Source organism: Sinorhizobium sp. (assembly GCF_059070375.1).
Genome location: NZ_JCACWC010000001.1, coordinates 736,702 through 757,824 on the forward strand (window position 1 = coordinate 736,702; position 21,123 = coordinate 757,824).

Sequence of the window (21,123 nt, forward strand, 5' to 3'; positions counted from 1 at the left end):
ATTGAAGCTCCCTTGACGATTTCTGAAATCTTGCATACAAGAATGCAAACGGGTTTGGGAGGACACCAATGACCAACCGCAAGCGGCAACGTCCCGCAGCGTTGCATACCGGATTCATGGCGCGGCCATGAGTGCCACGGTTTCCCTGCTCCTCGATGCGAAGGACATCGTCGGCGAGAGCATTCTCTGGTCCGGGGACGAGAAGGCGCTTTACTGGGTCGATATCGTCGGCAAACGCATCCATCGGCTCGAACCCGAAAACGGCCGTCATGACACATGGCCGACCCCGGACTTCGTGACGTCGATCGGCATGCGGGCGGATGGCGGGTTCATCGTCGGCCTCAGCCGCAACGTCTGCCTGTGGACGCCCGGCGGGCCTTTCGAGGCGTTTGCCGTGCCGGAGCCGGATCTGCCGGAAAATCGCCTCAACGAGGGTCGCGTCGCACCGGACGGCTCCTTCTGGGTCGCGACGATGCAGAGCAATCTTGACGCAGGCGGCTCACCGAAGGCCATGGACCGGCAATCGGGCGCGGTCTACCGCATCGATCCCGCCGGTCACGTGTCGCAGCTCACGCCCAACGAATACGGCATCACCAACACCATGGGCTGGACGCGGGACAACCGTTTCTTCTTCGCCGACACGCTCGCAAACGAGATCTACGTGTTCGATTGCGATCTTGCCGCCGGGCGGATCGACAACCGGCGCACCGTCGTGGCCGGCTTCGCCCGCGGCCTGCCGGACGGCTCCTGCCTCGATGCGGACGACCGGCTCTGGAACTGCCGGGTGGCGGGAGGCGCAGCCGTCGCGGGCTTCGACGGAACCGGCCGTCTCATCCAACTGATCGAGCTGCCGGCAAGTTGGCCGACGAGCTGCACATTCGGCGGCAAGGATCTTTCCACCCTCTACGTGACCTCGGCGCGTTTCACCATGACGAACGATCATCTCGATAGGCATCCGCTGGAGGGCGGGCTCTTCGCGGTCGAGGGCGTGGGGCACGGCGTCGAAGAGCCAAAATTCGGGCAGGCGTCCGACAAGTTCCCCTCTGTTACGGAGACAGCGTGATGAGCGATTTCAACGGCAAGAGCATCGTCGTCACCGGCGGCAGCCTCGGCATGGGTCTCGCGTGTGCCCATCGCTTTGCTGCCGGCGGCGGCAAGGTGACGATCGTGGCAAACGACAAGGCTTCGGTCGATGAGGCCGTTGCTTCCATCGGGGACAATGCCGCCGGGTTCGTCGGCGACGTCCGCTCCAAGGACGACATGGAAGCGGCGGTTCAGGCCGCGGTATCGCGCCATGGGGGCGTCGATATTCTTGCCTGCTGCGCCGGCATCCAGCGCTACGGCACCGTGGTCGACACGCCGGATGAGGTCTGGGACGACGTTCTCGACATCAATCTGAAGGGCATCTTCCTCGCCTCCAAATTCGCCATTCCCGAAATGCGCAAGCGCGGCGGCGGCGCGATCGTCGCCATCTCTTCCGTGCAGGCCTATGCTTCGCAGGCGGGCGTCGCCGCCTATACGGCGAGCAAAGGCGCGATCAACGCACTCGTGCGCGCCATGGCGCTGGATCACGCCGGGGACAATATTACTGTCAATGCCGTCTGCCCCGCCTCTGTCGATACCCCGATGTTGCGCTGGGCCGCCGATCTGTGGAAAGGCGAAGGCACCGCCGAGGCGACCCTGGAAGCTTGGGGAAGCGGACATCCGCTGGGCCGCGTCGGCAAGCCTTCCGAAATTGCCGAACTGGTTGCCTTTCTTGCCGGCGATAAGGCCCGCTTCATCACGGGCGCCGACATCAAGATCGACGGCGGCGTTCTTTCCAAGCTCGGCATCGTCATTCCAGATTGACCGGAGGTCCGTCATGAAACCGCTTCCCGATTTCCGCTCGAAAGACTTCCTGCGCGCCCATATGCGCGAGATCATGGATTTCTACCATCCGATCTGCCTCAACGAGGAAGACGGAGGCTATTACAACGAATACCGCGACGACGGTTTCATCACCGACCGGAAGACCCAGCATCTCGTCTCCACCACGCGCTTCATCTTCAACTATGCCACCGCCGCGGTGCTCTTCGAGCGCCCGGACTTCGCGGAAGCGGCCGCCCATGGCGTAAGGTATCTCGACGAGGTTCATCGCGATCCGAAGCATGGCGGCTATTTCTGGCTGATGCGCGGCCGCGATGCGGTGGATGCGACGAAGCATTGCTACGGCCACGCCTTCGTCTTGCTCGCTTATGCGACAGCCATGAAGGCCGGAATTCCCGGTATGGATGCCCGGGTTTCGCAGACCTGGGAACTTCTCGAAAGCCGCTTCTGGGAGCCGGACCGCGAACTCTACAAGGACGAAATCAGCCGCGACTGGGGGGCGACTTCGCCCTATCGGGGACAGAACGCCAACATGCACATGACCGAGGCGATGCTGGCCGCCTATGAGGCGACCGGCGAGGTGCGTTACCTGGACCGCGCCGAAACCCTCGCCCGGCGCATCTGCGTCGAGCTTGCCGCCAACGCTCAGGACGTGGTCTGGGAGCACTATCGCGAGGACTGGTCGATCGACTGGGATTACAACAAGGACGATCCGAAGCACCTCTTCCGGCCCTACGGCTACCAGCCTGGCCACATGACGGAATGGACCAAGCTGCTCCTGATCCTCGAGCGCTATCGCCCGCAGGACTGGATCCTGCCGAAAGCCCTCCTTCTCTACGAGACGGCCTTGGCAAAGAGCGCCGATCTCGAATTCGGCGGCATGCATTACAGCTACGGCCCCGACGGCAAGCTCCATGACCTCGACAAATATCATTGGGTCCATTGCGAAACGATTGCGGCCGCGGCCGCGCTCGCCGCACGCACCGGACGGGAGCGCTACTGGCAGGATTACGACAGGCTCTGGCGCTACAGCTGGCGGCACCTGATCGATCACGAATATGGCTGCTGGTTCCGCATTCTCTCGCCCGACGGCGTGAAGCAGAGCGACATCAAGAGCCCTCCAGGCAAGACCGACTACCATCCATTCGGTGCCTGCTACGAAATCCTGCGCGTGCTGGCGGAGGCGCAATAGCAGGGCGACCGTTTCCGGCCAGCGCCGACGGACACGGCCGGCGCCCCGCACCTTAACCTCCGCACCCGACAGCCTGCATTGGAGCCTCCCATGAAGCGACCCAGGATCACCGATATCCGCGCGACCACCGTCACCGTTCCGCTGGAGGCGCCGCTGCGTCATTCCAATGGCGCACATTGGGGGCGGTTCGTCCGTACGATCGTCGAGGTGGAAACCGATGTTGGCATCGTCGGTCTCGGCGAAATGGGCGGAGGCGGAGAGAGCGCCGAGGCGGCGTTCCGGGCGTTGAAGCCCTATCTGGTCGGCCACGATCCCTTCGAGCTGGAAAATCTCCGCTTCATGATCTGCAACCCGACCGCCAGCCTCTACAACAACCGCACCCAGATGCATGCCGCCATCGAGTTCGCCTGTCTCGACATCATGGGCAAATTTCTCGGCGTGCCGATCTGCGATCTCCTCGGCGGGAAGATGCGCGATGCGGTTCCTTTTGCCAGCTACATGTTTTTCCGCCTTCCCAACAAGGACACCGGCGAAGGCGAGACGCGCACGGCCGATCAGCTCATCGAGCAGACGCTGGCGCTGAAAAAGAAGTGCGGATTCACCTCGCACAAGCTGAAGAGCGGCGTCTTCGCGCCGGATTACGAGCTGGAGGTCTTTCGCGCATGGGCGAAGGCCCTCGGTCCCGACAGCGTCCGCTACGACCCGAACGCGGCGTTCAGCGTCGAGGAGGCGATCCGCTTCGCTAAGGGCATCGAGGATCTCAACAACGATTACTACGAGGACCCCACCTGGGGGTTGAACGGCATGCGGCGCGTCCGCGAGAACACGACCATGCCGCTCGCCACCAATACCGTCGTGGTGAATTTCGAGCAGCTCGCCGCCAATATCCTCAGTCCCGCCGTGGACGTGATCCTGCTCGACACCACCTTCTGGGGCGGCATCCGCCCCTGCGTGAAGGCGGCGGGCGTCTGCGAGGCCTTCCAGCTTGGCATCGCGGTGCATTCATCGGGCGAACTCGGCATTCAGCTCGCCACGATGCTGCATCTCGGCGCGGTTCTCCCGAACCTCGTCTTCCACGCAGATGCGCATTATCACCAGCTGACCGACGATATCATCGTCGGCGGCCCGATGCGCTACGAGAACGGTGCCATCAAGGTACCGACGGCGCCCGGTCTCGGGGTCGAGCTCGATCGCGACAAGCTCGGGCAGTACGCCGACCTTCATAAGACGCTCGGCGGCTATCCCTACGACCGCGATCCCTCCCGCCCCGGCTGGTTTTCCGTCGTCCCGAACACCCGATGGGCGGATCCCAACGACGATCGCGCCGTCGATTACTGAGGCTGCACCCGGGACCTATTCGCAACCTCACCGAAATGGAACCCATCCTGCCGAGACCTGATCGTCGTCATTCTAGTAACCGGGGCAAACGGAAGAGAATTGCGATGTGTCTCACCTGAGGGCCGACCGCTTGGAGCTGGAAACTGTTCCAACTCTGAAAGGTGGCATATCTGCGAGAGCAGCCGGATATTGGCCGAAGGCTCAGGCTTTAAAACTCGGACCTGGGGCAGCGCAAAAGCCGATACCCACTGTTCAGTGCTCCATGAATGCCATGGTCAAAATTCGGTCTTCCGTCATGTCGGCTCGGTCGACGACGCCGGCGAGCCGTCCCTTGGAGAGAACGGCGACGCGATCACACAGCGCCAGGATCTCCGGCACCTCCGACGAAGCGATGAGGACGGTCAGCCCCTTTTCCGCTTCCCGGGCGACGATGTCGTAGAGCTCGGACTTCGCGCCGACATCCACTCCGTGCGTGGGCTCGTCCAGGAGCAACAATCGCGGTTCGGCCATCAGGGCGCGGGCGAAGATCGCCTTCTGCTGATTGCCGCCCGAAAGCGTCGAGATCGGTTGCGTGTCGCGAACCATGCGAATGCCGAGCGTTTCGCGATAGAACGCCATACGCCCGGCCTCTCCTGCCCGATCGGAGAACAGGCCCTTCGAAAAACGGCGCAGGCTGCTGATCGCGGCATTGTCGCGCACCGAATGCTGCGGCAGGATGCCTGCCGTCTTGCGGCCTTCCGGCACGAGCGCAATCCCCGCCTTCACCGCCTCGCTCGGGTCGGCGAAGGCCACCTTTTCTCCGAACAGCGAGATGTCGCCGGCCTTTGGCCGGTGCACCCCGTGTATAAGCTCCAGCAGCTCGGTGCGGCCGGCACCGACGAGACCGAACAGGCCGAAGATTTCGCCTTTGCGAATGTCGAGGCTGATGTCGTCCAGCAGACGATCGTCCGACAATCCCGCGACCGACAGCGCAGGCGTCCCGCTTGCAAGGGAACGCTGCCTGTACTGGTAGATGGCGGGCTTCCCCGTCATGTCCTTGATCAGCTGCTCGCGGCTCGTTTCGCCGGGGCGTCGCTCGCTGACGATCGCCCCGTTCCGCAGCACGACGACACGGTCGCAAAGGGCCATCGCCTCCTCGAGGCGATGCGTGATGAAGATGATGGCCGCTCCTGCCTCCCGCGCCTCGCGGACATAGGAGAAGAACCCGGCGACCTCGTGCGGCGTCAGGGATGACGTCGGCTCGTCGAGGATCAGCAGCCGTGGCTTTCTTGCCGCCGCCTTGGCGATCTCGACCAGCTGCTGTTCACCCGCCCGCAGGGTCCCTGCTTCCCGGTCCGGCTGGATGTGACCGGCACCGACCCTTTGAAGCAGGGCACGGGACGCGTGCTGCATCAAGTCGATATCGACGAGGCCCATACCGGTCCGCGGCATCCGACCGAGATGCAGGTTCTCGGCGACGCTCAGCGCGCCGACGACCGACAGTTCCTGATGAACGAAGCTGACGCCCGCTTCGATGCCTTCCGACACCGAACCGAAACGGACCGACAGGCCGTCCATTTCGATCGTGCCGCCGTCGGCCTGAAGGCCGCCGGAGAGGATATGCATCAGCGTCGATTTGCCGGCGCCGTTTTCACCGAGCAGGCCCACGATCTCACCCGCCCTCAGGTCGAGGTCGACCGAGTGAAGTACGGAATTGCCCGAGAAACTCTTGGCAATCCGGCGCGCGCGAAGGAGCGGCACGGAGACGGCGCGCGCGGCTTCTGCGCCGGGCGTAGCCGCCGCGCGCGGGCTGTTACTTGGCGTCATCGGGCGTCAGCAGCTTTCCGGTCACCGGGATGACCTTTGCGGGCGGCTCCTGGCCGGCGACGATATAGTTGTAGAGCATAACGCTCGAATCGAGCGCCTGCTGGTACGGCGCCTGGTCGAGCAGGCCGACCATCTCACCGGTTTTCAGGTACTGGATATTGTCGGGCGTATGGTCGAAGCCGACGACGCCGACCTTGCCGGTCAGGTTGAGATCCTTGACGGCCTTTGCCGCACCGAACGGCCCGCCGGCGGTCACGTAGACCATCGAGAGATCCGGATTGGCGGTCATCATGTCCTGAACGAGCGAATAGGCCGACTCCGCCTTGTCCTTGTTCTCGAAAGGACCGACGATCTGAATGTCCGGGGAGTTCGCCTTCAGATATTCCAGCGCGCCGTTCATGCGCTGCGTGTGCTGGGTGGCGCCGAAATAGCCGGTGATGACGCCGAGCTTGCCCTTTCCGTTCATCTTCTTGGCGATGAATTCGCCGATCTGCTTGCCGGCCGAGGTCGCATCCTGGCCGATGAAGGCAAGGCGCTGCGATTCCGTCGCACCTTCCGCAATGATGTTGAAGACCGGCACGCCCTCTTCCGTGGCTTCGTTGATAATGCGCGCCGTGCCGTCGAAGATCGGCACCACGACGATGCCGTCATATTTCTTGGCGAGTGCGCCCTCGATGCCGGCGACGACCGCCTCGGCGGAGAGCTCGTCCCCGAGATCGACGAAATCGACCTTGGCGTCGTATTTCGACAGATAGTCGTTCGCCGCCCTCGCCCCTTCCGTGACCGGGGTCCAGAACGGATTGTTCTGAAACGACAGGAACGCGATCCTCACCGGCCCCTTGGTGTTTTCCACCGCGGCGACGGTGCCGCCCTGCGGTGCTTCGCCCGCCAGCGAAGGCAATGTGACCGCCGCAACGGCCGCAGCGGCAAAGGCCATGGTTTTAAGTCTCTTGAGCAACATGCTTGTCTCCTCCGATAAATGATCAGTCGTCGTCGCCGCCGCGCTGCAGCCCGTCCAGCCCGACGGCGAAGATGATGACGAGCCCCTTGGTGACGACCTGCCAGTAGGCAGAGATGCCGAGGAGCACAAAAGCGTTGTTGAGCAGCGCCATGAGCAAGGCGCCGATGACCACGCCGAGGATCGAACCGCGGCCGCCGCTCAATGCGGTGCCGCCGAGGATCACGGCGGCGATGACGTCCAGCTCGTATCCCATGCCGAGATTCGGGTCGGCGCTCGCCAGGTTGCCCGCGAGGATGAGCCCGCCGAGCCCTGCCAGCAGGCCGCACAGCGCGAAGACGAACAGCCGGGTCGAGCGCAGGTTCACGCCGGCAAGACGGGAGGCCTTGGGATTGTCGCCGATCGCATAGATTTCCCGGCCTGTGACGGTCCGGCTGGCGAATACATGGACGATCATGGCGAGCACGATCATCAGCAGGAAGGACACGGGTATGTCGAAGATGCGCCCCGCACCGACGAACTCGGCAAAGCCGCCAAACGATACAGGGATGCCGCCGGTCATGAGGAGCGCGATCCCGCGCGCGATCGAGAGCGTGCCGAGCGTGGCGATGAAAGGATTGATTTTCAGCCGCGTGTAAAGAAGTCCGTTGGCAAGACCGCAGGCGAGTCCGGTCAGAAGGCCGCCGAGGAGGCCGACGGTCTCGCTGCCGGTGTCGCGCATCAGCACGGCTGCGACGACAGCGGAAAGACCGATGACCGAACCCACGGAAAGATCGATCCCGCGGGCGATGATGACCAGGGCCTGCCCCAAGGCGACGATCGCCACGACCGAGGCCTGGCGGCCGACGTTCAGCAGGTTGCGCGGTTCCAGGAAATAATCGCTGGCGAATGTCAGATAGAGCGCCACGACGGCGAGCATGGCAAGCACCGATGCTTCGCGATGCCGGCCCAGTCCTCGTGCGAAGGTCAATGCTGACTGCATGGTCATCACCGCCTTTCGAAATTGGGGGCGCGCTTCTCCTTGAAGGCCGCCCGGCCCTCGGCCGCGTCCGCAGTCGCAAAGCAGATCGTCTGCAGATCGCGTTCGTATTCGATAGCCTTGTCGAGCGGCATCGTAACCGCCGCCTTGAGGTTGGCCTTCGCCGTTTCCGCCGCGATCGGTGCCCGCGAGGCGATGATTTCGGCGATCGCGCGGGCACGTTCCAACAGGTCGGTCTGGGGAACGACCTCGCTGACCAGCCCCCAGGCAAGCGCCTTGTCCGCCGATATCGGGTCGCCCGTCATCAGCATGAGCGCGGCATTCGAGGCGCCGATGGAATGCATCAGATGTGCCGCCATGCCGCCGCCGCCGATCCATCCGAGCTTGATCTCCGGCGCCGCGAACTGCGCGTTTTCCGAGGCGATCCGGATGTCGCAGGACATGGCCGTTTCCAGGCCGCCACCGAAGGCATAGCCGTTCACCGCGCAGATCGTCGGCTTGAGAAGCGCGCGGAACGCATCGCAATAGTCGGGCCGATTGCGGAACTGCCAGGGCGTCCGGTAGGTGTCGAGCTCGCGGATATCGGAGCCGGCGCAGAAGGCTCGATCACCGGCGCCGGTAAGGATGACGCAGCGAATGCGGTCGCTGTCGTTGCTTTCCTTCACGGCCTCGACGATCGCATCGGCCATTTCCGGCGTCACGGCATTGAGCTTTTGGGGCCGGTTGAGGGTTATCGTGGCGATTGCACCGTCCACGGCATAGAGAACGTCGTCGGTCATTTACCTACCTTTCGCCACCGGCTTTGCGATGGCTTGCATAGAGGGCCTGCAAGCTTTCGAGCACGCCGTCGGCCGGCGCCTTGTCCTCGAAGGCCTGCCGCAGAAGCGCCGAGGCCTTGCCCTGGAAGGCGATGTAGCCGTCGTGGCGCGGGCGCACATAGGCCTGCTCCAGCGTATCGGCCGTGTTTTCGTAGAATCCGCCCCAGCGGGCGTTGACGCGTGAATCATGCCAGGCCTCGCGCCGAGACGGCTGGCCGTCATGGGCAGGGATGAAATCGACCTGGGCCTCGCGGCTCATCAGCCACAGCAGGTGTCGCTTGAGAGCCGGCGTGATTTCGCAGCGCCGCGAGATGCCGATTCCCGTACCGCCGAGCGTCGAACCCAGCCGCCCGCCGGGGATGCGGCGCGGCGCGTCGTGGAAGGCGACCTGATGCCCCGTCTGCGGCGCGGCGTAGTTCACGTAACCGTAGACCAGCGGGCAGAGCACGACGTCGTCGTTCGACGCCATGTGATCGAGGATCCCGATCGGGTTCCGGTCGCGCACAGACCGCGGACTGCGGTTTGCGAGATCGCGCATCAGTTCGTAAACCGGGCGCCCGACGTGCCGGGAGACGAGGACCTCCGGATCCGTCTCCGCCGGAGGGTCGCCGAAGGCCGCGGCTATCGAGAGGAACGAGAGCGCCGCGTGCGGACCGGCGAGCGACAGCGCCACCTTGCCGGTGGTCCGGGAGAGCGCCACGACCTCGTCCCAAAGCTCGGGCACCGGTGCCTCGAGAAGATCGGCCCGCGCGGCCATCACCTGCGTGGCCGCATCGAGCGGCAGCGCCCAGTGAGCGCCGCCGAATCGGTAACTCCGCAAGGAGGGACCGATGCTCGCCGCCTCGAGCGCCTGGACGGTCGCATCGCCGAACACGTCCTCGAGAGACCGCAGGCAATTTCCGGCCAGAGCTTCCCCGACGTGCGGATGATCGAGAACCACGAGATCGTAGCGCGCGCAAAGATCGGCGATCGGATGGGATTCGAAGCCTTCGAGCGGCTGCTTCTCCCAATCTATGGCGAGCCCCCATTCTGCAAGTTCAGGGCGCGCGGCGGCAGCCGCAAGCGCGTTGTAGCCGCGTGGATGATCCCATGTCAGAGCCTTCAGCCGTTGCATCGTCAGACGTCCTCGACGGCAATGGCACCGGCGGCTTCGAGTGCGGCGATGCGAGCCTCGTCATAGCCCGCGTCCTTCAATATCTCGCGTGTATGCTGACCGACGACCGGCGCCCCGCGGTCGACGGTCGAGGGGGTCTTGGAGAACCTGATCGGAAACCCGGGCGTCTTGACGCGGCCTTCGGTCGGATGGTCATATTCGACGAAGGTACCGTTGTGCCTGATCTGCGCGTCCTCGACGAGGTCCGCATAGCCATAGACCGGGCCGCACCAGATGTCTGCCGCACGAAGCCGTGCCAGCCACTCCTCGGAACTTTTCGTCTTCAGCTTCTCGCGTGTCTTGGCGAAGATCTCGTCCCGCCTGGTCCAGGTGTCGACTTCGTCGTCCATGGTCAGGAAGCTTTCCTCGCCGATCACCTCTCCCAAGGTCTTGAGCTTGGGAAACGCGACGATGATGAAACCATCGCTGGTGGCGAAAGCGCCGTAGGGTGCGCGGATGTAGACATGGGCGTGCGGCTCGGCCGAGCGCTTCTGCGGTTTCTGGCCGATCGTGAAGACAGAGAGCTCCTGCATCTGGATCGTGGTGATCGCATCCAGCATATTGACCTGCACGAGCTGTCCCTCGCCGGTCCGCTCCCGGTGAAAGAGAGCTGCCAGGGCGCCTTCGAATGCGTTGTAGGCGGTGATGGCGTCGACCAGATATTGCCCCGCCGCCGTCGGCGCCTCGCCTTCGCGTCCCGCCGAAAGCATTGCGCCGGACATGCCCTGGAGAACGAGATCCTGTCCGGGCCGATCGATATAGGGTCCATCTTCGCCATATCCCGACATCGACACATAGACGAGGCGCGGATTGATGCGGGAGAGCGTGTCGTAATCGACGCCGAGACGTTTCGCGACGCCCGGACGGTAGTTCTGCAGGAAGATGTCGGCCGTCTTCACCAGGTCGAGAAGAACCTCTTTGCCCTCCGGCGACTTCAGGTCGACGGCGAGCGAGCGCTTGTTGCGATTGAGCGACAGGAAGGAGACGTTGACCCTGTTGCCTCCGGCTCCCCCCGCGGCGACGTGGCGCTGCCACTCGCCCGTCACGGGCTCGACCTTGATCACGTCGGCGCCGAGGTCGCCGAGACGCTGTGCCGCAAACGGACCCGCCATGGCGATCGAGCAATCGAGGACGCGAAATCCGCTGAGAATTCCCATTCGTTCAGTTCCTTATGTATTCAAGCGGTCAGTGCATCACCCAGCCGCCGTCGACGTTCAGGGTCTGGCCGGTGATGAAGCCCGCAGAGTCGGAGATCAGGAAGGTGAGAGCGGCAGCGATGTCGGCCGGGCGACCACGGCGTTTGACCGCCTGGTGGTCGAGCACGAAACGCATATAGCCTTCCGGATCCGGATGGATCTTTTCGGCATCCGTGGGGAAAGCGCCGGGCGAGATGGCATTGACGGTGATGCCGTAGCCACCGAATTCGCGCGCCCAGGCGCGCGTCAGCCCGACGAGGGCGCCCTTGGACTGCACATAAGGGGCGAGATTCGCCCACCCGCCGGACAGGGTGACGCTGGCGATATTGACGATCCGGCCCCAGCCCCGCTCGCGCATATACGGCAAGGCCGCCTGGACGCAGACGATGCCGGCATCGACATTGATCCGCTGCACGCGCTGGAAATCCTCGATCGAATACTCTTCGAACGGCCTCGACGGATAGATCGCGGCATTGTTGATCACCACATCGAAGCCGCCCGCCTTCGCAGCAGCCTGGTCGAGCGCGGCGCGCAGGCCGCTCAGGTCGGCGAGGTCGATCGCCCGCACCGTGAGACCGCCCAGCCCTTCCCTTTCCGAAGCATCCACGAGCGCGCGCGTCTTTGCCTCGTCGTTGTCGATGGCCACGACGCGTGCGCCGGCACGGAGAAAACTCAGTGTCGTCTCCGCTCCCAGGCCGCCGGCCGCACCCGTATAAAGGATGACCTTGCCGGCGATCGACATTCCGGGGACGACCTCCCCGGCGGTCAAAGGTCCGGCAATCATCGCCGTCCTCCGATGGGCAAGTGATTGCCGGTCGGCCGGGGAAACGCGTCGACGGGTTGTTCGGCGAGGCTGCGGATCCGCCTCTCGCTGGCTGCTATCGCATCCGCATCGGGAAGGATCCGGAAGGTGGTGTCATATCTCCGTTCGTCACCATGCTCGAGCCAGATCAGTTCGCCGCGCTCGCGCGCAGCACCGTGGCCGAGGACGTGATTGGTCGACGGCTCTATGCCGAGCGCATACTGCCCGGCTTGCAGGTTCTGCCATTCGTACATGCAGGGAAACTGGTCCTTGCGGGTGACGACTTCGAAGCCGATGCCGAGCGCATCGTTGACGAGCGCAACCGGAACCCGGCCATCGTCGTCCGCGGCCATTTCGTGCTGCCAGACCTGCTCGTGGAAATTGAGCTGCGGAGCCGGCAACGTATGGTAGCCGACACCCTGCTTCTCGTAGTCGGCGCCGGCATGAGCGGCCCAGACGACCTCCTTGATGGGCGCCAGGTAGCGGGAATTTTCCGCCAGGACCGGATGACCGACGTTGATGTGGTAGCAATACATGTGCGGAGTGCGGTAGAAGCCGCGATTGACCACCCGGTCGGTGAGCCTGATCTCGTTGGTGCCCGCCTTGATTTCGATGCGGCGCACGAGGTCGAGATGCTCTCCGAACACCGTACCCTGGGTGACGACACCCTCGCACCAGAGGATGCAGTCGTCGCCCCTCCATTCCTCGCCATAGCCCGTGAGCCTTGCAGGAATCGTTCCGATCCGGCCGTGCAGCGAATGGCTGACGGTCTTGCGCGGGCCGTAGACATAGGTGTCGCCCGGCTCGTCCGCCATGAACAGGATATGGTCGAGACCGCAGGTCACCATGAGTCCCGAGAAGGAGCGCAGCCAGGAAAGACCACCCTCGCCTTCATATTCATGCAGGCCGGGATGCTTGAAGCCGGCCGGGGAGTTCCATCCGATCGCCATGCCGCGAAATTCGCAGTCGGCGATATCGAGGGCGCGGTCGACGAGCACGGTGAAGCGCAATCCCGTTCCGCTGCGGAATTCCAGCATGCGGATGCCGCGCTCGACGCCGTCGTCGAGCGTCATCAGGCGCACGCCGGCAAATTGCGAAAAAGACCCGGCCCTGGCGGCGATGTCGCGGCGCGACATCGCCTTCCCGTAGAGTTCGACCATGTGGATGTTCCTGTCGTATGCCCGGCTCGGGCATTCCTTTCATGCCTTTGGTAGACGCGGCCGGACCCGTGCCCGGCCGGTCCGGTGATCAGAGGCCGAGCGCCCGAAGCTTCCCGTCGAGGAACCTCTTGGCGCGCGGCACATCGCTTTCGTCGAGATGCTCGATGATGACGGGTATGTTCGGATGCTTCTTCGAAAGCCGCTGGAGATAGAGATCGTAGTTCAGCGAGCCGAGGCCCGGTGCCGGAAGCTCGATCTCGCCCACGCCGCGGAAGGTATGGCTTTCGAGCGCGTCCTCATCACCAATATCGGCATGCTTCTCCGTCTTGTCGTCGCCCGAACGCTTGACGTCCTTGGCATGGGCGATCTTGATCCTGTCCTGCAGGGTGTCGAAGACCTGGTTCAGGATCTCGTCCATGCGGCCGATGTTGTGCGCCTCGAAGTAGTTCGTGGGATCCATCAGCAGACCGAGACCGGGGTGATCCACCTGGGCGAACATCTTCACGGTCTCCTCGACCGAGCCGACGACGTTGTTCACGTAGGTTTCGAGGAGGAAGACGGCACCATGATCATAGGCGTGCTGGGCAAGATCGGCGATGACCTTGCGGCACTCCTCGAAGCCTTCTTCGGTCTTGTTCCTCGGGTGATGCACCCAGTCCGACTCCGTGTTGTAGGTGCCGGTTTCCGAGATGACATAGGGCGTGCCGAGATACTGGGCGTGGCGGATGATCTCCTTGAGGTAACCGACGCGACGCTCGCGCTCTGCCCTGTCCGGATGGATGATGTTGGTGTAGCCCGAAATGCAGGAGATCGGCAGATGATGATCGCGGAAGGTCTCGCGGATCCGGATGCACTTCTCCCGCGTGATCTGGCCCGCGGACAGCTCGACATCCTTGAAATGCATGTCGAGCTGAACGGTATTGAAGTCGAGCGCTCTTATTTTTCTCGCCGTCTCTTCCAGGCTGTATGGGAAATAGCCCGTAAAAATGCCGGTTTGCATCATGATTGAAATTCCTCCCTTGCAATCAGTCGACCGAGATCTCGGAAAGCTTGACCGTTCGTGCCTCGGCGATGGAGCGGTAGCCCGCCTCCACCAATGCGACGGTTTTGACGTTGTCGGCCACGGAGAGCGCCGGGGCTTCGCCGGATTTCAGCGCATATTGCAGCTGTTCCATCACCCCGATGAAGGCATGGGGGAACCACATGGTCTCCCATTCCGGGCTGACCCACTTTCCATCCGTCGTCTTTTTCGACGCGTATGAGAGCGTCGAGGGCGAGCCGTCCGGCCAGCCGATCGTGCCCTGCGCGACGCCTTCCGTGCCCTCGACCCGCCACTTGATGTAGATGTCGCTGTCGAACCCCTCCTCGCGCGGGCCGGACCAGACGTCTTCCATGGAGACGGCGAGAACGCCGTTGGGGAAGGTGAGCGTCGAGACCGTGATCCCGTCGGTATGGGCAAATTCGGTGCGTGGATCCGGCCGGGTGACCGTCGTGATCGCGTCCGGTTCGCCGAACAGGAAACGCAGCACGTCGAGGTGATGCACGCTCATATTGGCGAGGGTCAGCCGGTCGTATTCCTCAAGGAAACCTTGCCAGTGCGGAATCGCCCGCATCTCGATGGTCGCTATGACGACCGTGCCGAGCTCGCCTCTGTCGAGGATCTGCTTCAGAACCCGCATAGACTGGTCATAGCGCATATTCTGGTTGACCGAGAGTATCTTGCCGGCGCTTGCCGCCTCGTCCCGCAAGGCCTTCGCTTCGTCCAGCGTGAGCGCCAATGGCTTCTGCGCGAGGATTGCCTTGATATGCGGCTGCGCAAGTGCTTCGCGGATCAGCGCCGGCTGCTGGTCCGGCGGAAAGGCAATGTCGAGGATCTCGACGTTCGCATCGGCGATCAAAGCGGAAGGCGTCGCATGAACGGCGGGAATTTCCCAACGGGCGGCGACGGCCTCTGCCCGTTCCTGCGTGCGTGAGGCGATCGCAGCGACGGGAAAGCCCGCCTGCCGATAAGCGGCCAGATGACATTCGGCCATGATCATGCCGGCTCCGATGCAGCCGATCTTGTATTCTTTCACCCGCACCGGCGGGTCAGGCACGAAGCCATTGGCAGCGCTCACGAAACTCCTCCCATTCACCTCGCCGGCGGCGCCGCACTCCCGTAGCGGCAAAATTGCGGCCGGCGACTTGTCCGGTTCCATTCTTCCCCGGCACCAAGTCGAGCGGGATACTCATTCCGATACGCATCAAAGTCAACATCATTATCAATCTTTTTACATCATTTTTTTAGTCTTTATGATGTACCTCCCCAACCCTCCATTGTGCCGGCCTGCGGCATGATCGATATTTCAGTGGAAAACCGGGCATTTCTCCTGCCCCATTGTCGCGACGACCCGACTCCCTCTTGTTTCTCTGCCAGGAAGGATTACATCAAAATACATCATTTCAGGCGAAGAGGCGGCTTTGCGATCCACACTGACTGATATCGCCCGGGAGGCTGGCGTTTCGAGCGCGACCGTCGATCGCGTCCTTAACAATCGCAGCGGCGTCAAGCACAGGACGCGCGAAATCGTCATGGATGCCGCCCGGCGTCTGGGCTACCTCAGCCCCGCCGCGCACAACGCCTCCGCGGAAGGGCGCGTGCGCCTCGACTTCGTGCTGCCGGCAGGCACCAATACCTTCATCGCCAACCTTCTCCGGCAATTGCAAAGCCAAGGCACGGCCAGACCTGATCTCGACGTGCGCGTCCACTCCATCGAAGGGTTCAATCCGGACACGCTCGCCGGCACCCTTCAGGAATTGAGGGGCGAGACCATGGGCGTGGGCGTAATCGCCTTGGACCATCCGACGGTCAGAGAGGCAATGCGTTCACTCGCCTCTTCGGGAGTGCCGATCGTAACGCTCGTATCCGACATCCTGCACGTACCGCGCACCGGCTATATCGGCATCGACAATCGCGCGGCCGGAAGGCTCGCAGGATACCTGCTCGGACGTTTTCTCGGCCGAGAGACGAAGGGTAAGATCGCGCTCTTCGCCGGCTCTCTCTCCTACCGAGGCCACGAGGAACGGGAGATGGGCTTTCGTCACATCATCGCTGACGAGTTCCCCGCCCTCGAAATCGTCGAGTTGCGCGAGATCCGGGATGACCGCGAGCGCGCCTTCGAAGAAGCCGCTGCATTGTTGAAGCGTCACCCGGACCTGGCGGGCATCTACAATATAGGTGCCGGTAACTCCGGTATCGGCCAGGCCTTGGCCGAGGCCGGAAAGGCCGAAAGCATCATATTCGTCGGTCACGAGCTGACCGAGCACAGCAAGAGGCTGTTGCTAAACGGCGTCATGGACGCAGTGATAGACCAGAATCCGCGGGTGGAAGCCCGCGAGGCGCTTTCGATGCTGGACTGCGCCGTGCGGGGCAAGCCAATCGACTATCATCCGCCGCGTCTGCAAGTGATCTTCCGGGAAAATATACCCGAGACCTGACGGCGGCGCGGCCGACGCGACCGGTTGCAAATCGCGCTCACGTGACTACCTTCAACCGGGCAGCCTCCCTTGGTGACAGGGAGAGAGATGACCGGGAGCAAATCATGTGCCGAAACATAAAACCCCTGTTCAATTTCGACCCGCCGGCGACGGATGAGGAAATCCGTGACGCGGCGCTGCAGTTCGTGCGCAAGCTGAGCGGAACGACCAAGCCGTCGAAACGCAATGAAGCCGCCTTCGAGCGCGCGGTCGATTCGATCGCGGCATGCGCCCGCGAACTTCTGGACGCGCTGGAAACGTCGCAGCCTCCGCGCAATCGTGAGGAAGTCGCGGCAAAGGCGCGCGAGAGATCGGCGATGCGGTTCGCTTGAGCCTATGATCGACCGCTCGCTTGCCCCGCACGGATGTCGCGTTTCTCGTCAGACGGTCACGACGATTTTGCCGAACTGTTCGTTGGACTCCAGAAAACGATGCGCCTCGACGACCTGATCGAACGGGAACGTCCTGGCAATGACGGGTCTCAGGGCACCCGCCTCCAGACCTTCCAGGATGAATTCCTTGGCGAGCTCCAGGCGTTCCGGATCGGCGAGCAGTTCATGGACCAGGTAACCACGCAGCGTCAGTGATTTGCTCAGCACGTCAAACAGCGGGAACGGGGTCTTTTCCGGGCTTAGCCCGCCATACTCGACAAGTATGCCGCCCGGTGTCATCGCGGCCGTCAACGGTTCGAAGATCGGGCCGCCGACGGGATCGAACACGACACGTATTCCCCGCTGTCCGGAAACGCTTTTCAGCTGCGCTTCCAAGTCCTCCTCCAGGGAGGCGACGACATGCGCCGCGCCCGCCTCCAACAGGCGTTGCCGCTTCGCGGAGGTCCGGGTGACGGCTACCGGTATGGCGCCGACCATGTTGGCGATTTGGATTGCGGCAAGCCCGACACTGCTCGATGTCGCGGTAATGGCGACGAAATCTCCCCTGCGAAGCCCTCCGATATCGACCAGGCCGCCGTAAGCGGTGAGATACTGCATCCACACAGCGGCCGCCTCTTCAAAGCTCAGCGACGGCGGATGCCTGACGAGGAGTGCGGCAGGAAATACCGCAAGTTCCCCATAGGCGGGCCACCGGGTCATCGATTTCGGCGGCAACAGGCTGACCGGATCGCCGGGAGCGAACCCTTGAACGCCCGGGCCGATCGTTTCCACAAAGCCTGCTGCCTCAAGGCCGAGGCCGGACGGAAATACTGCCGTTTCGATATAGGCGCCCGCGCGGAGCAAGGCCTCGGCCCGGTTGAGGCCCAACGCCCTGACGCGAATGCGAACCTCATGGGGCCCGGGCTCCGGCACATGCACCTCTTCGATCCTCAGTACCTCCGGACCACCCAACTCGTGAAAGCGAACGACGCGCGCCATAGCAAGACTCCAAAACAAATGTATTGAATGAGCTATGACAGCAGTGGTTCACTCGATAAATGGAGAGAAAGGCAGAACAGTAGAAACGGAGAGTTTTCGATATGGATCGCCTGACCAGCATGGCTGTATTCGTCAAAGCGGTCGATCTCGGCTCGTTCGCCGCCGCAGCGGATGCTCTTGGACTATCCGGGCCGATGGTCGGAAAGCATGTTCGATCGTTGGAGGATCGGCTTGGCGTGCAGCTTATCAGCCGCACCACGCGCCGACAGAGCCTGACGGAGTTCGGTCATGTCTATTACGAACGCTGCCGGGTGGTGCTCGCCGAAGCGCAAGCTGCGGATGCGCTTGCGGCCGATCAGCTTTCCGAACCCCGGGGCAAACTGCGCGTGACGATGCCGGTCCATTTCGGCCGGCACTGCGTCACCCCGGTGTTGCTGGAACTCGCCCGAAAATACCCCGCGCTGGAACTTGACCTCTCGTTCAACGACCGCATCATCGACCTTGCCGAAGACGGTTATGATCTCTCTATCCGCACGGGCGTCTTGCAGGACAGGGCGGGATTGATTGCGCGTCGTGTGGCACGCCAGCCGATGATCGTGTGCGCCTCGCCCTCTTATCTGGAGTTGCATGGCTATCCGCAGACGCCGGAGGATCTGGCGCAGCACTCGGCAGTCGTATATCGCCGGTCCGGGCCGGTCCCGCCCTGGCTTTTCCCGGGGCCGGGGCAATCTTCATCGGAGGTGACCCCGCTCCACCGGTTCCGTCTCGACGATCTCGATGCGATCGCTGACGCCGCCGCACGAGGGCTGGGGCTTGCATGGCTTCCCTTCTGGCTGGTGCGGAGGCGGATCGAGTCGGGCACGCTCGTCCGCCTTCTGCCGGAGCAGCAGCCGTTTCAGTATGATTGCCATGCAGTATGGCTGCAGACGCCGCACCTCCCGCTCAAAGTTCGCGTTGCCGTCGATGCCTTGGCGGCGCAACTGCCGAGTTTCATGAACCTGAAATGAGAGTTGCTCACCACGCTTCGTTGCAGGGCGCCTCCCGACAGGAACTGGTGGGAGAGAGCGTTGAAAACCTCCGATATCGCCGGTCTTGGAGCGCACGGAAGGCAGTCTCACGCCGAACAAGGCTCATGCCGGAATGACTGCTATGCGGGCCGGCTCGTTTCCTCCGGATCGAGAGCCCGCAATCGAGCTTAATCGGCCCGCTGTTGCGTCGCGCGGAATACCGTCACCTGTCAACCGGAGACGCAGGCTGCGGAGGCGCGGCCCGTCACCCGCGCAGGCCCGGCGCCTCTTGCCCGGTCCGCTCCACGTATTCGCGGTAACCACCGCCGTATTGATTGATCCCCTCAGGCGTAAGCTCCAAAACGCGATTGGACAGTGCCGACAGGAAACGGCGATCGTGCGAAACGAACAGCATCGTGCCCTGATAGGCCGAGAGCGCCTTGATCAGCATTTCCTTCGTATCGAGGTCGAGATGGTTGGTCGGCTCGTCGAGGACGAGGAAGTTCGGCGGGTCGAACAGCATTGCGGCCATTACAAGCCGCGCCTTCTCACCGCCGGAGAGCACCCGGCATCGCTTCTCGACGTCATCGCCGGAAAAGCCGAAACAGCCGGCCAGCGCTCTAAGCGGCGCCTGTCCGGCCTTGGGGAAGCGGTCCTCCAGCCATTGCAGAATGGTACTCTCGCCGTCGAGCAGATCCATGGAATGCTGGGCGAAATAGCCGACCTTCACGCTGGCGCCGAGTGAGACGCTGCCCTTGTCCGGGTTGGTCGTACCGGTGACCAGCTTGAGCAATGTCGATTTGCCGGCGCCGTTGATGCCCATGATGCACCATCGTTCACGCCGGCGCACCATGAAATCGAGGCCGTCATATATCGTCCGGCTGCCATAGGTCTTGTGGACGCTCTTGAGGTTGACGACGTCTTCGCCGGAGCGCGGAGCCGGCAAGAACTCGAAGGCGACGGTCTGGCGACGACGCGGCGGCTCGACGCGGTCGATCTTTTCAAGCTTCTTCACCCGGCTCTGAACCTGCGAGGCGTGCGAGGCACGGGCCTTGAAACGTTCGATGAACTTGATCTCCTTGGCGAGCATCGCCTGCTGGCGCTCGAACTGAGCTTGCTGTTGTCTCGCGTTCAACGCACGCTGCTCTTCATAGAAGCCATAATCGCCGGCATAAGTCGTCAGCGCGCCTCCGTCGATCTCGATGATCTTGGTGACGATTCGGTTCATGAACTCGCGGTCGTGCGACGTCATCAAGAGAGCGCCGTCATAGCCTTTCAGGAAGTCCTCCAGCCAGATCAGACTTTCGAGATCGAGATGGTTGCTCGGTTCGTCGAGCAGCATGACGTCCGGCCGCATCAGAAGGATGCGGGCGAGCGCCACGCGCATCTTCCAGCCGCCCGACAGTTTGGCGACGTCGCCGTCCATCATCTCCTGGCTGAAACTGAGGCCGGCGAGAACCTCGCGAGCACGTCCCTCGAGCGCATAGCCATCGAGCTCTTCGTATCGCGCCTGCACCTCGCCGTAGCGCTCGACGATCGCATCCATTTCATCCATGCGATCCGGATCCGACATGGCCGTCTCGAGCTCACGCAGCTCCGCCGCCACGGCGCTGACCGGGCCTGCCCCTTCCATCACCTCGGCGACGGCCGACCTGCCGGCCATCTCGCCGACATCCTGATCGAAATAGCCGATGGTCATGCCCTTCTCCACGGAGACCTGCCCCTCGTCGGGCAGTTCCTGACCGGTGATCATCCGGAAGAGGGTTGTTTTTCCCGCTCCGTTCGGCCCGACGAGCCCGATCTTTTCGCCGCGGTTCAACGCTGCCGAAGCTTCGATGTAGAGTATGCGGTGACTGTTGGACTTGCTGATATTTTCGATGCGGATCATGCGGAGAACGGCCTATCTGGTTGCGGGCACCCCTATGCCACGGGTTGGTGTAGCTGTCACGCCGGCCGGACGCA

19 protein-coding genes are annotated in these 21,123 nt (G+C 63.0%); 7 read left to right on the forward strand and 12 right to left on the reverse strand.

Annotated elements, in window-relative coordinates:
• The first annotated feature begins 127 nt into the window (after positions 1 to 127).
• The 4 genes from AC5J09_RS03640 (at position 128) to AC5J09_RS03655 (ending at position 4,396) form a co-directional block, all read left to right on the forward strand.
• Positions 128 to 1,063: an SMP-30/gluconolactonase/LRE family protein gene (locus AC5J09_RS03640; RefSeq protein WP_494296899.1), complete on the forward strand. Its 936-nt coding sequence runs from the start codon at positions 128 to 130 to the stop codon at positions 1,061 to 1,063.
• Positions 1,063 to 1,848 (forward strand): SDR family NAD(P)-dependent oxidoreductase, encoded by a 786-nt coding sequence (locus AC5J09_RS03645; protein ID WP_494296900.1) that lies wholly within the window; start codon positions 1,063 to 1,065, stop codon positions 1,846 to 1,848. Before AC5J09_RS03640 ends, AC5J09_RS03645 begins: the two co-directional genes overlap by 1 nt.
• Before the next feature lie 13 nt (positions 1,849 to 1,861).
• Positions 1,862 to 3,058, forward strand: a complete 1,197-nt coding sequence (locus AC5J09_RS03650) for an AGE family epimerase/isomerase (protein ID WP_494296901.1) — start codon at positions 1,862 to 1,864, stop codon at positions 3,056 to 3,058.
• 90 nt (positions 3,059 to 3,148) lie between these two features.
• A complete protein-coding gene (locus AC5J09_RS03655; RefSeq protein WP_494296902.1) occupies positions 3,149 to 4,396 on the forward strand; it encodes an enolase C-terminal domain-like protein in 1,248 nt (415 codons plus the stop codon).
• Positions 4,397 to 4,648: 252 nt separating this feature from the next.
• Here the strand turns inward: AC5J09_RS03655 and AC5J09_RS03660 are convergent, their stop codons facing one another.
• The 10 genes from AC5J09_RS03660 to AC5J09_RS03705 form a co-directional block, all read right to left on the reverse strand.
• Positions 4,649 to 6,202: a sugar ABC transporter ATP-binding protein gene (locus AC5J09_RS03660; protein WP_494296903.1), complete on the reverse strand. Its 1,554-nt coding sequence runs from the start codon at positions 6,200 to 6,202 to the stop codon at positions 4,649 to 4,651.
• A complete protein-coding gene (locus AC5J09_RS03665) occupies positions 6,189 to 7,163 on the reverse strand; it encodes a sugar ABC transporter substrate-binding protein (RefSeq protein WP_275598641.1) in 975 nt (324 codons plus the stop codon). Before AC5J09_RS03665 ends, AC5J09_RS03660 begins: the two co-directional genes overlap by 14 nt.
• Before the next feature lie 22 nt (positions 7,164 to 7,185).
• Positions 7,186 to 8,148, reverse strand: coding sequence for an ABC transporter permease (locus tag AC5J09_RS03670; protein WP_440853059.1), 963 nt, complete (start codon positions 8,146 to 8,148; stop codon positions 7,186 to 7,188).
• Positions 8,148 to 8,918 carry an enoyl-CoA hydratase/isomerase family protein gene (locus AC5J09_RS03675; RefSeq protein WP_494296904.1) on the reverse strand — a complete coding sequence of 257 codons (771 nt, stop codon included), beginning with the start codon at positions 8,916 to 8,918 and terminating at the stop codon, positions 8,148 to 8,150. The genes AC5J09_RS03670 and AC5J09_RS03675 overlap by 1 nt, the downstream gene beginning before the upstream one ends.
• 4 nt (positions 8,919 to 8,922) lie before the next feature.
• Positions 8,923 to 10,071, reverse strand: a complete 1,149-nt coding sequence (locus tag AC5J09_RS03680) for a carbohydrate ABC transporter substrate-binding protein (RefSeq protein ID WP_494296905.1) — start codon at positions 10,069 to 10,071, stop codon at positions 8,923 to 8,925.
• Positions 10,072 to 10,073: 2 nt separating this feature from the next.
• Complete coding sequence (locus AC5J09_RS03685; protein ID WP_494296906.1) at positions 10,074 to 11,267, reverse strand: CaiB/BaiF CoA transferase family protein; 1,194 nt, start codon at positions 11,265 to 11,267, stop codon at positions 10,074 to 10,076.
• A 28-nt stretch (positions 11,268 to 11,295) separates the two neighbouring features.
• On the reverse strand, positions 11,296 to 12,090 hold the full coding sequence (locus AC5J09_RS03690) for an SDR family NAD(P)-dependent oxidoreductase (protein ID WP_494296907.1): 795 nt from the start codon (positions 12,088 to 12,090) through the stop codon (positions 11,296 to 11,298).
• Positions 12,087 to 13,268, reverse strand: coding sequence for an aldose 1-epimerase family protein (locus AC5J09_RS03695; RefSeq protein WP_494296908.1), 1,182 nt, complete (start codon positions 13,266 to 13,268; stop codon positions 12,087 to 12,089). The genes AC5J09_RS03690 and AC5J09_RS03695 overlap by 4 nt, the downstream gene beginning before the upstream one ends.
• A gap of 88 nt (positions 13,269 to 13,356) precedes the next feature.
• The gene (locus AC5J09_RS03700; RefSeq protein WP_102762009.1) at positions 13,357 to 14,271 is read right to left on the reverse strand and encodes a sugar phosphate isomerase/epimerase family protein; all 915 of its coding nucleotides are present in this window, start codon (positions 14,269 to 14,271) and stop codon (positions 13,357 to 13,359) included.
• Between the two features lie 22 nt (positions 14,272 to 14,293).
• Positions 14,294 to 15,385 (reverse strand): Gfo/Idh/MocA family protein, encoded by a 1,092-nt coding sequence (locus AC5J09_RS03705; protein ID WP_494296909.1) that lies wholly within the window; start codon positions 15,383 to 15,385, stop codon positions 14,294 to 14,296.
• 343 nt (positions 15,386 to 15,728) lie between these two features.
• On the opposite strand from AC5J09_RS03705, the gene AC5J09_RS03710 reads away from it, so the two are divergent.
• Both AC5J09_RS03710 and AC5J09_RS03715 read left to right on the forward strand, forming a co-directional pair.
• On the forward strand, positions 15,729 to 16,745 hold the full coding sequence (locus tag AC5J09_RS03710) for a LacI family DNA-binding transcriptional regulator (protein ID WP_275598632.1): 1,017 nt from the start codon (positions 15,729 to 15,731) through the stop codon (positions 16,743 to 16,745).
• A 104-nt stretch (positions 16,746 to 16,849) separates the two neighbouring features.
• Positions 16,850 to 17,116: a DUF2277 domain-containing protein gene (locus tag AC5J09_RS03715; protein ID WP_014528166.1), complete on the forward strand. Its 267-nt coding sequence runs from the start codon at positions 16,850 to 16,852 to the stop codon at positions 17,114 to 17,116.
• Positions 17,117 to 17,164: 48 nt separating this feature from the next.
• Here the strand turns inward: AC5J09_RS03715 and AC5J09_RS03720 are convergent, their stop codons facing one another.
• Complete coding sequence (locus tag AC5J09_RS03720; RefSeq protein WP_494296910.1) at positions 17,165 to 18,154, reverse strand: zinc-dependent alcohol dehydrogenase family protein; 990 nt, start codon at positions 18,152 to 18,154, stop codon at positions 17,165 to 17,167.
• A gap of 101 nt (positions 18,155 to 18,255) precedes the next feature.
• Here AC5J09_RS03720 and AC5J09_RS03725 point away from each other — a divergent pair, with 101 nt between their 5' ends.
• Positions 18,256 to 19,161 (forward strand): LysR family transcriptional regulator, encoded by a 906-nt coding sequence (locus AC5J09_RS03725; RefSeq protein ID WP_338280061.1) that lies wholly within the window; start codon positions 18,256 to 18,258, stop codon positions 19,159 to 19,161.
• Positions 19,162 to 19,426: 265 nt separating this feature from the next.
• Here AC5J09_RS03725 and abc-f read toward each other — a convergent pair whose 3' ends face one another.
• Entirely contained in the window at positions 19,427 to 21,049 is a 1,623-nt protein-coding gene (gene abc-f / locus AC5J09_RS03730) for a ribosomal protection-like ABC-F family protein (protein ID WP_338280064.1), read from the reverse strand.
• Between the last annotated feature and the right edge of the window lie 74 nt (positions 21,050 to 21,123).

Excerpts from the sequence above, each read along its gene's own strand:
- AC5J09_RS03640 (WP_494296899.1), top strand. The coding sequence starts at position 128 with ATGAGTGCCACGGTTTCCCTGCTCCTCGATGCGAAGGACATCGTCGGC.
- AC5J09_RS03645 (WP_494296900.1), top strand. The coding sequence starts at position 1,063 with ATGAGCGATTTCAACGGCAAGAGCATCGTCGTCACCGGCGGCAGCCTC.
- AC5J09_RS03650 (WP_494296901.1), top strand. The coding sequence starts at position 1,862 with ATGAAACCGCTTCCCGATTTCCGCTCGAAAGACTTCCTGCGCGCCCAT.
- AC5J09_RS03655 (WP_494296902.1), top strand. The coding sequence starts at position 3,149 with ATGAAGCGACCCAGGATCACCGATATCCGCGCGACCACCGTCACCGTT.
- AC5J09_RS03660 (WP_494296903.1), bottom strand. The coding sequence starts at position 6,202 with ATGACGCCAAGTAACAGCCCGCGCGCGGCGGCTACGCCCGGCGCAGAA.
- AC5J09_RS03665 (WP_275598641.1), bottom strand. The coding sequence starts at position 7,163 with ATGTTGCTCAAGAGACTTAAAACCATGGCCTTTGCCGCTGCGGCCGTT.
- AC5J09_RS03670 (WP_440853059.1), bottom strand. The coding sequence starts at position 8,148 with ATGACCATGCAGTCAGCATTGACCTTCGCACGAGGACTGGGCCGGCAT.
- AC5J09_RS03675 (WP_494296904.1), bottom strand. The coding sequence starts at position 8,918 with ATGACCGACGACGTTCTCTATGCCGTGGACGGTGCAATCGCCACGATA.
- AC5J09_RS03680 (WP_494296905.1), bottom strand. The coding sequence starts at position 10,071 with ATGCAACGGCTGAAGGCTCTGACATGGGATCATCCACGCGGCTACAAC.
- AC5J09_RS03685 (WP_494296906.1), bottom strand. The coding sequence starts at position 11,267 with ATGGGAATTCTCAGCGGATTTCGCGTCCTCGATTGCTCGATCGCCATG.
- AC5J09_RS03690 (WP_494296907.1), bottom strand. The coding sequence starts at position 12,090 with ATGATTGCCGGACCTTTGACCGCCGGGGAGGTCGTCCCCGGAATGTCG.
- AC5J09_RS03695 (WP_494296908.1), bottom strand. The coding sequence starts at position 13,268 with ATGGTCGAACTCTACGGGAAGGCGATGTCGCGCCGCGACATCGCCGCC.
- AC5J09_RS03700 (WP_102762009.1), bottom strand. The coding sequence starts at position 14,271 with ATGATGCAAACCGGCATTTTTACGGGCTATTTCCCATACAGCCTGGAA.
- AC5J09_RS03715 (WP_014528166.1), top strand. The coding sequence starts at position 16,850 with ATGTGCCGAAACATAAAACCCCTGTTCAATTTCGACCCGCCGGCGACG.
- AC5J09_RS03720 (WP_494296910.1), bottom strand. The coding sequence starts at position 18,154 with ATGGCGCGCGTCGTTCGCTTTCACGAGTTGGGTGGTCCGGAGGTACTG.
- AC5J09_RS03725 (WP_338280061.1), top strand. The coding sequence starts at position 18,256 with ATGGATCGCCTGACCAGCATGGCTGTATTCGTCAAAGCGGTCGATCTC.
- abc-f (WP_338280064.1), bottom strand. The coding sequence starts at position 21,049 with ATGATCCGCATCGAAAATATCAGCAAGTCCAACAGTCACCGCATACTC.